11 protein-coding genes are annotated in these 12,618 nt (G+C 50.9%); 5 read left to right on the top strand and 6 right to left on the bottom strand.

Annotation, left to right across the window (positions count from 1 at the left end):
• Positions 1 to 85 precede the first annotated feature (85 nt).
• Positions 86 to 1,471, bottom strand: a complete 1,386-nt coding sequence (locus ACFSB2_RS25790; protein WP_377946066.1) for an amidase — start codon at positions 1,469 to 1,471, stop codon at positions 86 to 88.
• Positions 1,468 to 1,677, bottom strand: a complete 210-nt coding sequence (locus tag ACFSB2_RS25785) for a hypothetical protein (protein WP_377946064.1) — start codon at positions 1,675 to 1,677, stop codon at positions 1,468 to 1,470. Before ACFSB2_RS25785 ends, ACFSB2_RS25790 begins: the two co-directional genes overlap by 4 nt.
• A gap of 155 nt (positions 1,678 to 1,832) precedes the next feature.
• On the opposite strand from ACFSB2_RS25785, the gene ACFSB2_RS25780 reads away from it, so the two are divergent.
• The 3 genes from ACFSB2_RS25780 (at position 1,833) to ACFSB2_RS25770 (ending at position 5,845) form a co-directional block, all read left to right on the top strand.
• On the top strand, positions 1,833 to 1,958 hold the full coding sequence (locus ACFSB2_RS25780; protein WP_377946063.1) for a hypothetical protein: 126 nt from the start codon (positions 1,833 to 1,835) through the stop codon (positions 1,956 to 1,958).
• A 339-nt stretch (positions 1,959 to 2,297) separates the two neighbouring features.
• Positions 2,298 to 4,061 (top strand): ABC transporter ATP-binding protein, encoded by a 1,764-nt coding sequence (locus tag ACFSB2_RS25775; RefSeq protein WP_377946061.1) that lies wholly within the window; start codon positions 2,298 to 2,300, stop codon positions 4,059 to 4,061.
• Positions 4,058 to 5,845 (top strand): ABC transporter ATP-binding protein, encoded by a 1,788-nt coding sequence (locus ACFSB2_RS25770; protein ID WP_377946060.1) that lies wholly within the window; start codon positions 4,058 to 4,060, stop codon positions 5,843 to 5,845. The genes ACFSB2_RS25775 and ACFSB2_RS25770 overlap by 4 nt, the downstream gene beginning before the upstream one ends.
• 159 nt (positions 5,846 to 6,004) lie before the next feature.
• Here ACFSB2_RS25770 and ACFSB2_RS25765 read toward each other — a convergent pair whose 3' ends face one another.
• Positions 6,005 to 6,661 (bottom strand): polysaccharide deacetylase family protein, encoded by a 657-nt coding sequence (locus ACFSB2_RS25765; RefSeq protein ID WP_377946059.1) that lies wholly within the window; start codon positions 6,659 to 6,661, stop codon positions 6,005 to 6,007.
• 262 nt (positions 6,662 to 6,923) lie between these two features.
• Here ACFSB2_RS25765 and ACFSB2_RS25760 point away from each other — a divergent pair, with 262 nt between their 5' ends.
• Positions 6,924 to 8,177 (top strand): MFS transporter, encoded by a 1,254-nt coding sequence (locus tag ACFSB2_RS25760; protein ID WP_377946057.1) that lies wholly within the window; start codon positions 6,924 to 6,926, stop codon positions 8,175 to 8,177.
• 131 nt (positions 8,178 to 8,308) lie between these two features.
• The gene (locus tag ACFSB2_RS25755; RefSeq protein ID WP_377946056.1) at positions 8,309 to 9,124 is read left to right on the top strand and encodes a methyl-accepting chemotaxis protein; all 816 of its coding nucleotides are present in this window, start codon (positions 8,309 to 8,311) and stop codon (positions 9,122 to 9,124) included.
• Between the two features lie 217 nt (positions 9,125 to 9,341).
• Here the strand turns inward: ACFSB2_RS25755 and ACFSB2_RS25750 are convergent, their stop codons facing one another.
• The 3 genes from ACFSB2_RS25750 to ACFSB2_RS25740 form a co-directional block, all read right to left on the bottom strand.
• The gene (locus ACFSB2_RS25750; RefSeq protein WP_377946055.1) at positions 9,342 to 10,661 is read right to left on the bottom strand and encodes a carbon-nitrogen hydrolase family protein; all 1,320 of its coding nucleotides are present in this window, start codon (positions 10,659 to 10,661) and stop codon (positions 9,342 to 9,344) included.
• A gap of 99 nt (positions 10,662 to 10,760) precedes the next feature.
• Entirely contained in the window at positions 10,761 to 11,810 is a 1,050-nt protein-coding gene (locus ACFSB2_RS25745) for an aldo/keto reductase (RefSeq protein WP_377946054.1), read from the bottom strand.
• 19 nt (positions 11,811 to 11,829) lie between these two features.
• The gene (locus tag ACFSB2_RS25740) at positions 11,830 to 12,594 is read right to left on the bottom strand and encodes a cysteine hydrolase family protein (protein ID WP_377946053.1); all 765 of its coding nucleotides are present in this window, start codon (positions 12,592 to 12,594) and stop codon (positions 11,830 to 11,832) included.
• Positions 12,595 to 12,618: the final 24 nt, after the last annotated feature.

Below are 12,618 nucleotides of genomic sequence, written 5' to 3'. Positions count from 1 at the left end.
TCCCCAGAGTATTGTTTGGTATCAGCGTTCGCTCTCTTTTCCATCCCGTCTGTCCCCAACCATTCACAATGGTTGTTCTATCACTTCAAAAGGTTGGGTGACGTGTATGCCATGCTGTGGCTTGCTCATAGGCATATCCCGCACAAAGGACGGTGGCCTCGGCAAACGGACGACCAATCAGTTGCAACCCAATGGGTAACCCGTCTGTTGAAAAACCGCAAGGAAGAGATAGACTTGGCATCCCCGTCACGTCGGTCGGAAAAGTGAATCTCGCGATGTTGAGCGCCTCGTCTTGGTATCCGATGCGTGGCGCCACATGCGGTAACGTCGGCGTGACGAGCACATCAACCTGGGAAAAGGCAGCCATGAAATCCTGATGGATGAGATGGCGCACCCGCTGCGCCTGCAAATAGCTGGCCGCCGGAATGTGCTTACCCGCTTCAATCATCAACCGCACATCTGGCGCATAGTCATCCGGGCGAACGCGAATCCAGTCATCGTGAATGGCCGCCGTTTCGCTCAAACAGATGGCCCATTCGGCCCCGGGCGCATACTTCATCATCGGGAGACTGACTTCGACGGTTTCGGCCCCCAGTTCACAGAGCACATCAATGGCCGCTCGAACCGCTTGTTCAACTTCCACATCGACCGCTTCAAAGTAGTACTGCTTGGGAATGCCAATCCGCAAGCCTTTTACACCGCCCTGCAGCGCTGCTGCATAATCCGGCACAGGCAAATCGACAGTCGACTCGTCTTTCGGATCGTAGCCAGCCATCGCCTGTAAGCCCAAAGCAGCATCTTTCACACTGCGGGTGATGGGGCCAGCGTGATCGAGCGACCACGCCAAGGGAAAAATGCCATAGCGGCTGACGCGACCATAAGTTGGCTTGATGCCGACTACGCCGCAACAAGCTGCAGGAATGCGAATCGATCCGCCCGTGTCCGATCCCGTTCCCAGAAAAGCCCATCCTGCGGCTACACTGGCAGCCGAGCCGCCGCTGGATCCGCCAGGGACCCGCTCTAGATTCCACGGATTGTGACACGGGCCAAAGTGCGGGCTATCCGTGGCTCCTCCTGCGGCAAATTCATGCGTTTGCACTTTTCCGAGCATCACCGCTCCGGCGTCAGCCAATTTCGCAACAACCGTCGCATCGTAATCCGGAATGAAATCCGCTAAAATTTTCGAACTGGCTGTCGTGCGAATGCCTTTGGTGTAATACAGGTCTTTATGGACAATCGGAACACCGTGTAATGGTCCTTTGTAAGCGCCCATCTCGATTTCTGCTTCAGCTTTTTTCGCCTGCTCCATCGCCAATTCGGAAGTTAAGGTGACAAACGCGTTTAATGTTGGATTGAACTGCTCAATTTGCTGCAACATCGATTCCGTCAATTCCACAGGCGAAATGTCGCGCGTTTGGATCTTTTTGGCGATCTCGATCATCGTGGCAAATGCGAACGTAGTGGTTGTCATAAACCAAATCGACCTTCCTTCCATGTCGGCGGCAACACCGGTTCCAATGCTTGTGTATCCACTTCCCGCAACAAGTCGATCTCCCGCATGAACATTTGCAACATGGGCGTCAATTTTTTTGCCTCTTCACCGCTCAGTTGGATGCCCGTGAACATCTCGCTCATGGATTGAAGCGTGATCGACACGTCTTTTGCGTCACAAAACATTACACCACCTCCAATCCTTTTATATATTCAGGCTTTGTTCAAGTGGTTGAATTGATGATTTTGAAAAAAACTAACACCACACTGTTAAAGTACCAGGTGAAATTTAACCATTCAACGGATTATGTCATTAAACATTACATAAAGGGGCATAAAGAATGTTGATACCCTTGGAGATGCGAATGGAGGAGACAGCCAATGTGAGAAAACTGGCTGTCAATGAGATGCACGCTTTATGTCCCAAGCAGACGACATTTATCGACAGACAAATGGTGTTGACATGAATATATTCCCATGTTATGGTCAAAAGGTCTCACTCAACACGAATGAAGGAGGTCGTCACGGATGGCTAGCACATTTGGATTTTTCGCATCGAATTGCATAAGCTTGTCTTCCCCGGCTGACCTCGCTGTGTATGTGAGCTAGAACTCACCTTCAGCATACACACTCCAGGCGGAGCGCCTGGAGTTTTTTGTATTTTCCTCCAGACCTCTTCGTGGATGGTGTATCAACACAGCCCTAGGAAACTTGTGAAAAAACCGAAGAATGATGAATCTGATGGATTTTCACAAGTCCCCTGATGCCGCTTCGCGGCACTCACCATCTACAAGGAGGCCAACTTGATGAGATCCCCTGAACATGTAAATCAAACTCAATCCATGTCGATGACCTGGATGTTTCGGTACCTGGTCCCAGTGAAGGGACGCATGGCTTTACTGCTCGTGTTGCTGCTGATCACAACAGGGTTTCAACTCGTCAACCCACAGATTGTCCAGCGCTTCATCAACACGGCGGCAGCACGAGGTGCCATCGCCAGTTTGCTGAATTTGGCTGCGATGTATCTGGTCATTGCCGTATGCAACCAACTGGTGACCGTCGCGGTCAGTTATCTCGGCAATGACGTGGCCTGGCGCGCGACCAACCAACTGCGGGCAAACTTGCTGCAACACTGCCTGCGGCTGGATATGCGCTTTCACAATCTCAAGACGCCAGGCGAAATGATTGAACGCATCGATGGTGACGTCACGAACATGTCCAACTTTTTCGCGATGTTCATTGTCCAAATTGTCGGTAGTTTCATTCTGCTTGCTGGCATTCTTGTCGTGATGTTTTTCGAGAACTGGGTCATCGCCACTGTCATGGCCGGATTCACCGCTTTGTCCATCGCCGTGATGGTTTTCATTCGCGATCTCGGTGTCACCGCATCGCAAGCCGAGCGGCAAGCGAGCGCGTCGTTGTTCGGCTTGATTGAAGAACGAATCGCAGGCATCGAGGATGTGCAAGCAAACGGCGCTGTCGGCTATGTGATGAACCGGTTCCACCGCGCCATGCACACGGTGTTCCAAACAGGGAGACGTGCGTGGATGTTGCGCGTCATTCCCTGGAATGCGACCGTGATCATGTTTACTTTCGCGGTGACTGCCGTCCTATTGGTAGGACTGCATCTCTATCTGACGGGAAAAGTGAGCTTAGGCGCGCTTTATCTGTACTTTCAGTACACGCAGATGTTGAACGATCCCATTGAGCAGCTTGGCAATCAAATGCAGGATTTTCAGCGAGCAAAGTCGGGCATGCGCAGATCGCGCGAGTTGCTCTCGCTGCAAAGTGAAATTCAGGAGGGAACAGCCGATTCGCTGCCAGACGGCCCTTTGCATGTCGTGTTCGATCACGTCAACTTCAGCTACAACCCTGCCGAACGCGTGTTGAATGACATCCATTTCGAGCTACGCCCCGGCGAATGCCTCGGCATCGTTGGACGAACAGGCAGTGGAAAATCGAGCATCAGCCGCTTATTGCTGCGGCTGTACAACGTGGATAGCGGGACCATTCGGGTTGGCGGGACGGATATCCGCGACTTGAAGTTCGAAACGATGTATCGTCGTGTCGGCATGGTCACGCAAGATGTGCAACTGTTTGACGGCACGCTGCGCGACAATCTCACACTGTTCAACCATTCGGTTGCAGATGAGGAGATTCTAAAAACGACCGAAACACTTGGACTGCGCCCATGGATTGACGCGCTGCCGGACGGACTGGACACACACCTGGCAGCTGGCGGGGCATCCTTGTCCGCGGGTGAGGCGCAACTGTTTGCACTGACGCGCGTGTTCCTGACAAAGCCCAGTCTGGTCATCCTAGATGAGCCGTCATCGCGGCTTGATCCAGCGACAGAAGCCACACTGCAGGCAGCCGTCGATCAACTGCTCGAACATTGCACAGGCATCGTGATCGCCCACCGTTTGTCGACGCTGGAACGGGTGGACAAAATTATGGTGCTGCGTCACGGCAACATCGTGGAATTCGGTGACCGCGCGACATTGGCGGCCGATTCGACTTCCTATTTCGCATCGCTTTTGAAATCTGACGCTCGGGAGGAATTTGCGTGACCGTAGGGCGCTTTTTATGGAAGTTACTTCGCTTTCGCTTCACACTATATATCGTTGATGGTCTACAGTGGTGTGCTTTTCACGCGCTGCCGCTGTTGACTGGCCTTGGCATGGACTGGTTCTTTGATCGTGTGACAAATCACTCGCACAGCGTCCTGTGGCTGGCGGCGCCGCTGTTCATTGTCGCCCTTGTACGCTGGACGCGCGTCGGTGTATTTTTCGGCGCTTTCTTCACATGGGTCACACATATCTACCACATCCAGGCCGTGCTGCGCACAAATATGCTGACGGGCATCATGCGTTGGCCTGGCCGCAACCTGCCTGCTTCTCCCGGTGAAGCGATGACCCGGTTCCGCGATGATGTGGAAGAAGTCGTCGAATATGTGGAATCATGGACGGATTTCTGGGGATTCCTCGTATTCGCAGTCATCTCCATCGTGATCATGGCGCGCATCAACTGGCTCATCACCGCTGTGGCCGTCTCTCCCCTGTTGGTGGTGACATTGCTGAACAATTTGTCCGGCAACCGCGCGCGCAAATACGGCCGACTGAACCGCGAGGCCACAGGGCGCATCACCGGTTTCATCGCGGAGATCTTTGGCGCAGTTCAAGCCGTCAAGCTGGGACAGGCGGAAGATCACGTGCTGGATCGATTCATTCAGTTGAATGAAAGCCGTCGCCAAGCAGCGCTGCGCGACAATTTGTTTCGTCAATGGATTCAGTCGCTCAATCAACACGTACTGAATGTCTGTACGGGCCTCATCCTGCTGATGTGCGCGACGCAAATGCGTCAGGGCCATTTCACCGTGGGCGACTTTGCGCTCTTCACGACATATCTGGCTTCGTTTGGCAACAGCGTGTCCCTGTTTGGCTATATGGTCTATCAGCACAAACGGATCCGCGTGTCGCTGGACAGGATGCGCGTGTTGTTTCGCCCAGGTGAAGCGGACAGCGTGATCGATCACGCCGACATCCATCTGTATGGGCCGCCTCCACTTGTCGAATCACCCAAGCAGCTTGTGACAGATAAGCTGCATTATCTGGAGGGCAAGGGGCTGACATACACGTATCCCGATTCTGACAACGGCATTCACGACATTCACCTGCGCATTGCGCGGGGAGAATTCCTCGTCATCACAGGCAGAATCGGTTCAGGAAAATCGACGTTGGTCAGAACACTGCTAGGCATGCTGCCGATGACGGGCGGATCGATTGTATGGAATGGCCAGTTGGTGGAAAATCCGGCGACGTTTCTTGTGCCGCCGCGGACAGCATACACCCCGCAGGTGCCACGTTTGTTCAGTGATCCGCTGCGGGAAAACATCACGATGGGCCGCGATGTAACGCACGAATCGTTGGACCGCGTGATTCGTCATGCCGTGATGGAGCAAGATCTTGCGGACCTGGAACATGGATTGGACACGTTCGTCGGCCCGAGGGGCGTCATGCTGTCCGGGGGACAAATTCAACGCGCGGCGACCGCGCGCATGATGAACACAGAAGCGGATCTGTTGATTTTCGACGATCTCTCCAGCGCATTGGACGTGGAAACGGAGAAACAGCTGTGGGAGCGGCTGTTCGCCGAAAACGACGCGACCTGTATCGCAGTTTCACATCGGCGGGCGGCGCTGGCCAAAGCGGACCACATCCTCGTGATGAAAGATGGGCGTGTGAGTGGCCAGGGCACCTTGTCCCATCTGCTGGAGACAAACGCGGAAATGCGTATGCTCTGGCACGGGGAGACGGAAGAAGAGCCAGAGGATGCGGAAGAGAAATTTGCGTAAGCGAACGCAAAACACGTTCCCAGCATGCATGAGCTGGGAACGTGCAGCGTTTGGGACAGACAGCGCCAGCATGAAAGCTGACAGGTAAGCCCGTACCACACGCATGTGAAAATCGAAGGGATGGTTATGTTCATCCCTTCATCCCGTTCACCACATATGTCAGGCGTAAGCAGACACGCCCATCAGTTCTTCTAACCCGACAAAACGGTACCCCATCGCCACGGCCACCTCAATAATATAAGACAGCGCATCAATCGTCCCCGCCACAGGCCCATCACAGTGTTGAAGCACAATGGAGCCTGACCGTATATTCGGCAGGACGTTCGCCGCGATCCGCTCGCCTGGAATGCCCGACCAATCCACAGAATCGACATCCCAAAGCACGATGTCGTATCCAAGACTATGGGTCTGTTCGATGACGCGAGAATCCAAATCTCCGTAGGGCGGTCGAAACAACCGCGGTCGTTTGTGAATGACTTCGGCTATCGAAGCGGAAGTGGATTCCAATTGGGAAATCAATTCATCCTGCGTCACCTTGGTCAAATGCGGATGGTTCCAGCTGTGATTCGCCACAACATGTCCCGCGTCGACCATCTGCCTCAGTACATCTGGGTGCTGCTGTACATGAGTTCCTATGCAGAAAAAGGCGGCTGGCACCTCGTATCGAGCTAAAATGTTCAAAATGGCCTGCGCATAATGATCATTTGGGCCATCGTCAAACGTCAACGCCAACCATTTTTCATTCGTAAGCACACGTCGAATGATAAAATCAGATGCGTATTCGCCACTTCCGTCACGCTTCTCTTTTACGTCCAAAGAAGTCTCCTCCTTTTCTTTCAGACAAAGTCACACGCTCATTTTGTGATCAACCGAAAACCACTAACATATATACTGTATATATGTTGCGATACAAATTTACAACTAACATTGCATATTTTAGATCACTCTTTACAAAAATCCCCTCTTTATCTATCATAACATGGTACACTGACCAAAATTAAAATATTCTGATTTAAACACCCACCAATATGTATGCGCTTTCTATGAAATGATTTGCAATAGATAAAGGGGGAAGAACATGTCTATTCAGTTAGACTCATCTGGTTCGCAAGGTCCCGTTTATATTCGACTGCTTCGCAACCGCTCTTTCATGTTGTTGTGGAGCGGCAATACCATTTCGGGCATTGGTGACACATTCTTCAGCATTGCTGTCATGTGGGCCATCTATTCGACTAGTCATTCGATGTTGCAAACTTCCTTCATTCAAGTGGTTGGACAACTGGATAGAATTCTCTTCGGCACAATTGCAGGTATCTTTGCGGATCGCTGGGACAGAAAGAAAATCATGATTTCTGTCAACATTTTATCTGCGGTCATTTTGGGCGCATTGGCCGCATGGATGGGCATGTCCGGGCATCTATCGACCGCGGCGATATACGCGGCCATCTTCCTGCTCAATGTTTTGAGCACGTTTTTTCAGCCAGCCTCAGCTGCAATGATGCCAGAAGTTGTGGGGCGTGACCTGTTGGCAAGTGCCCAGGGTCTCTTCTCCGCAGCGGGGAATACAGTGAGTTTAATCAGCAACAGTTTGGCCGGATTTGTCGTTGCGGCAGTTGGAGCCTTATGGGGCGTAGCAGGTGATGCGATCTCGTTCTTATTTCCAGCCTTGTTCATCGCCATGGCTAAGCTGCCCGCACATACAAAGGAACCCACATCAGCAGAAACATCCCCTTCGTTTATTCGCGAGATCATAGTAGGCTGGCGAGCCATTTCCAATCAACCTGTCGTAAAGGCTATGGTGTGGATAAGCATGCTGGTCAATGTAGCCTCATTTCTAGGCCCGATGACGATAGGCCTGATTCATGCTCGATTACATAGCGGCCCTGCTGCTTTGGGCATGTGGGGTTCAGCAGGTGTGATCGGCGCCGCAATCGGCGGGATACTCGCTGGTCCACTTGAAAGGCGAATCGGCGCTGGCCGGATATTGGCAGTTGGTTGGGTATTGACGGGATTGTGCATCATCGGCCAGGCAATCTCCATTTGGCTACCAGTTACGCTGGTACTGGAAGTCATCGGCGCAATGGGATTGACGGTGGGCGGTGTATCCATCGGTGCTGTCACAGACGTTTTGATCCCTGAAAACTTGCGCGGTCGAGTGTGGGGAATCTCAGGATCTTTATCTGTCATCGCGATTCCCATTAGTAGCTTGATTAGTGGATGGCTTGCAGATATATTCAGCCCTGTCGCGCTTTATGCAGTCGGTGGAATTTGGGTTGTAGGCGTAGCAGCGCTATGCTGGTTTAATCGGCATATACGCACTGCGCGCATCTAGAGCATCTTTGGTCGCTACCTCAAAAAGAGGGTAAAAATGGGGAGTTGCTGAAGATTTACCCTTACAAAATGGTATATACTTATTCCACGTTCAACTTCAATTGAGAAGTCGCGATAGAGAGGAAGATCCGGTTGAACAATCTAGCGTGCCTGCTTCAAGTCGCTCCCATTCTAAACAGTCTGTTACAGAACCAGGACGTGACTTTGGCCATCGCCAATACATCAGAGATTGTCTATTTCAAGGATGGCAAGACCATTCACGTCGGTCATGTCGGTTATAAGCTGCAGCCAGGGGATGGTCTCTATGAAGCCGTTCATGAGAAGCAAGAATATGTGGGTCTTGTCCCAGCAGAAGTCGTTGGCGTCCCCTTTCGCTCAACGGCGATTCCCATCCTTGATGAAGCTGGAAACGCGATTGGCGTGGTTGGGATGGCTGCAAGTTTGGACAAACAAAATACCATCGCGAATGTAGCGGAACACATCGTCGAAAATTTCAAGCAAATTTCCGCCAGCGTAGAAAATGTCACAGACGAAACACAGAAAATTTCCGAATCCCACGAGACCATTTTGCGAAGCGCGCAACGATCCAGCGAGCAAACGGAGCAGACGGCAACGATTATCGAGTTCATCCAAGACGTATCTCGACAAACAAAAATTTTAGGACTCAATGCGTCTATCGAAGCAGCGCGTGCGGGTGAAGATGGGCGTGGTTTTTCTGTCGTTGCACAGGAAATACGCAAACTTGCGGACAATACGAAAACAGCCGTGGGCCAGATTGAATCCCGGTTGAGCGAAATGAAGTCATCGGCACAAGACGTCGAAAAACATGTCGCAGATAATGCACAGTCCATTGAAACACAAGTCGCTTCCATTCAACAAGTGATGACCAGCATTGAAGAATTGCAGTCCCTTTCTGAGCAATTGTTTGAACTTGCCAGGGATTTTTGACAGGTGCAGGTTCTCTTGTGGTCATCAGTACACATCTATCGATTCGCATCTTATGGAATGTATTCTTGAAATCGAGTATGAATTGACAAAGATGAGCAACCACTTCTGAGAAAGACCTGCAACGGCTCGATTCCGATGCAGGCCTTTGCAACTTGATGACTTCTTCAAGATTTATTGGATTCTACCGCGATTCTGATTTTGCAATTACAATACACGCTCACTTAAACCAGCGAAACTGGTCTGCAGGTAATGGCAATTTGCAGACTTCTTTTTGAATATCTTCGTAAATGCGTCCCGATAAGGCGTGGCGCATCACACGCCTTCCACCAGGAGAGGCGTTGAGTCCGCCTCCAGCGTTTGTGTGCGGCGTCGGTCTGTAGCTCAAATCTATCGAAGCGGTAATGAGCCCTTCGTCGGTTTCTGCCAAAGTATGGCCCACAGTGTTTAAAATCATCGCCTTTCCGCCCAAAGCAGACGCAACGACGTATGCTCGATTGTCAATCGCCCGTGCGGGCAAAATCAAGGGTTCATATCCCGCAGCCGGGAACAAGATCATCTCTGCGCCTTGAAGGCCTAGCAGCCGCGCGCTTTCTGGAAACCAACTATCATAGCAAACCATCACCCCGATGCGGCCAAAATCGAGATCAAAAACCGGCAGGCTATCTCCGGGCATAATGCCATCAAACATTTCTTCTGGCCAGTATGGGTGCACCTTGCGATACCGCCCTTCTAACTCGCCATTCCTGCCAATCAACACCGCCGTATTGAAAAGCGTATCTCCATCTGCTTCAATCAATCCTGCCACGACATACATATGATGCTGTTTGGCTTTTTCTTGCAACAATTTTACTGTTGGTCCTCCAGGGATTGGCTCTGCGATTTCTTCTGCAGACCGAACGGCTCGAACTTCCCCAACACGATTACACATCTCTGGAAGCAACACAAGATCACTTCCAACTGCCCCGCTTTGATCCAACAGGCGCGCCAAATCGCCGAAGCATTCTTCCGGTGTGCGGAGATTGCCCTCTCCCCAACGAACTGCCGTCACACGGGCTTGCCTTGGCGCCACAGGATCGCAGGGTTCTAATTTTGCAGAATGCCACACGATGTTCCCACGCGAGACGAACCGACACCCCAATTGAATTTCCGCCGATACCACATCTGGCGGAGCCTGAAATACCTCTGATGCTTCAATCTGCCCGCCAGAACGCGCGAATCCAGTGATGATGTCTTGTGGGCACTGCCTTGGCGCGTGACCAGGCCGCTTCCACAGAATCATGTTGAGCACTTGCAGGGGAATATCGTCGATATCACTTGTCGTAAAACGCGTAGTGAACCGATACCAACCTGGTTTTACGGGTATTTCCTGCTGCCAATAACCGAAATTATAAACATTCCCGGTTCCGGATACGCCGAGTTCTCCTTCTTTCCAATGAAAAGCTGGTTTCGTAACCTCACGTGGCGCACAAATCCCCCAGTTCAATGGCGTATCATTCTCTGCCATTCTGAAGTCGTGGTTATTGATAAGATTTGTCATAACTACGTCCTCCTCCGTACCACCGCTCATTTAAAACACGTTCTGAGACATCAGGAGGAGCGATACTCCCAACTCGAAATTCCATACTTAAACTTGGCTTTAACGGATTCTGCTGTTGTTTCTATTTTCATAGTAATCAGGGTTATCCCCCAGCTTCGCTTTGACAGAATCCGTGATTTGATTTAGTTTTTCAATCGCTTCATTTTCTAGATGATAAAGTGCGCCTTGGATATTTTGCGCAAGTTGCTTTTCATTTCGGCATCCTACGATGGCAGTGGTCATTCCCTTTCTAGCGATTGCCCATGCTAATGAAAGGGTTATCATGTCAACGCCCAGTTCATTGGCAAGTATTTGGATTTCCTTCAGTGCAATTTCAATCTCTTCCTCCGCTCCGGTTTCACCATGTCTGGATCCGGTGCCGCGGCTAAAATGAAAATGCCTCGATCTCGCCTGCATCGGTTTAACTGCTTCCAAAGAAGTATAGTTACCGGTCAATAGCCCTTGTTGTAACGGCATATATCCGATAACGCCAATTTCGTTTTCAATGCAGTACGGAAGTATGTGCGCTTCAATCGCCCTAGAAAGCAGATTATAGGCAAGTTCATTGACAACAAAAGGAACGCCTGTTGCTTGCACTGCTTTCATCTGCTCGACGCCGTGATTGCTGATGCCAATATGACGAATTTTCCCTTCTTGCTGTAATGCAGCCAAGCCATCGAAAGCCTCTTGCAATGTTGTGGGATTGGAGATAAGGGATACATCATTGGTAAAATGCTCGATAGCATGCGGTTCCACCGGCCAGTGCACCATGTAGACATCGATATAATCGGTTTGCAATCTTGCCAGACTATCTTCACAGTGTTTTCGCAAAACGGATGGATGTAAATTGGCCGGCGTAATTTTGCTGCCAATAACCGCCATCTCCCGCTTTCCTTTCAATGCGTTCCCCAAGGACTTCTCACTTTCCCCATTGTTGTAGACTTCAGCGGTGTCAAAATAGTTGATGCCGACATCCAGCGCTTGATGCACGATGTTGTTGACATCTTTCTGGCTCTGCTCACCCCAATAGTCCCCTCCACCGTACTGCCAACAGCCCATACCCAATACGCTTACATCTAGATCCGAAGAACCGAGTTTCCGCTTTTCCATCGTATATCCACCTCCTTTTTCAAGAGATTTCACTCGCAGGCAATATATCTGTGCTCAAGCACGTCGGGCACCAAAATTTCTCGATATAACCGATAACCAAATCAGTGCCCTTTTCATGACTCACGTAGGGCGGCATCGCTGGATTGTACATCGCATCAGTCAAATCGCGAACCAACAACACTTTTTTGCCCCATCGAGTCATTTGTTTGATACCAAATGATCGCTCAAGTATGCACATGTTCGTGTGCACGCCCAAAATCAGGATGTTGTGAATCCCTTTCTGTTCCAAGAAATTGTAAATCTCGTGACCGTCGTCAGATATCCCATCACAGGTTTGGTCGATCTCAATCTTTTCATGTTGGCGCGTCCATACCCAAGCGGGCTCAGTCTCATTTGTGTCAGAACCCCCATCCGAATCATCGATGGGCAAAGGAATGTGCGCTCTTTCCTCTGCAATGTTCGGCAACGCACAGTTTGGCGCTTCCTGCACGCGGTTGCGTGCAGGTGTACCTGCGTAAAAATCCATCGTATCGGAAGGCGAGTGAATAATCTGAACGCCGCGAGCTCTAGCTGTTTTCACCACTTCGTTTACACGCTCAACCATCGCATCAACGCGTTCCGATGCGCCCTTGGACCAATGCTTATCCCACATATCACAGATGATAAGGGACGTCTCGTCGGCGTTCCTCGACTGCGCTTCATGAACTTGCTGCCAAAAATTCCAGCCCCTTTCATCTTGTTGCAGTATCTGACTTCTTGTATGCAAAACAAGCGGTTGCTCCATCAACGTCACCTCAATTTAAGTATA

It is taken from the genome of Alicyclobacillus fodiniaquatilis (genome assembly GCF_042678105.1).
In the GTDB taxonomy this organism is placed as follows: Bacteria; Bacillota; Bacilli; order Alicyclobacillales; family Alicyclobacillaceae; genus Alicyclobacillus; species Alicyclobacillus fodiniaquatilis.
The sequence above is the reverse complement of the archived record's forward strand: the minus strand, read 5'-3'. Positions and strand labels throughout refer to the sequence as shown.

Excerpts from the sequence above, each read along its gene's own strand:
- ACFSB2_RS25780 (WP_377946063.1), top strand. The coding sequence starts at position 1,833 with ATGTTGATACCCTTGGAGATGCGAATGGAGGAGACAGCCAATGTGAGA.
- ACFSB2_RS25760 (WP_377946057.1), top strand. The coding sequence starts at position 6,924 with ATGTCTATTCAGTTAGACTCATCTGGTTCGCAAGGTCCCGTTTATATT.
- ACFSB2_RS25740 (WP_377946053.1), bottom strand. The coding sequence starts at position 12,594 with ATGGAGCAACCGCTTGTTTTGCATACAAGAAGTCAGATACTGCAACAA.
- ACFSB2_RS25750 (WP_377946055.1), bottom strand. The coding sequence starts at position 10,661 with ATGACAAATCTTATCAATAACCACGACTTCAGAATGGCAGAGAATGAT.
- ACFSB2_RS25790 (WP_377946066.1), bottom strand. The coding sequence starts at position 1,471 with ATGACAACCACTACGTTCGCATTTGCCACGATGATCGAGATCGCCAAA.
- ACFSB2_RS25745 (WP_377946054.1), bottom strand. The coding sequence starts at position 11,810 with ATGGAAAAGCGGAAACTCGGTTCTTCGGATCTAGATGTAAGCGTATTG.
- ACFSB2_RS25775 (WP_377946061.1), top strand. The coding sequence starts at position 2,298 with ATGAGATCCCCTGAACATGTAAATCAAACTCAATCCATGTCGATGACC.
- ACFSB2_RS25785 (WP_377946064.1), bottom strand. The coding sequence starts at position 1,677 with ATGTTTTGTGACGCAAAAGACGTGTCGATCACGCTTCAATCCATGAGC.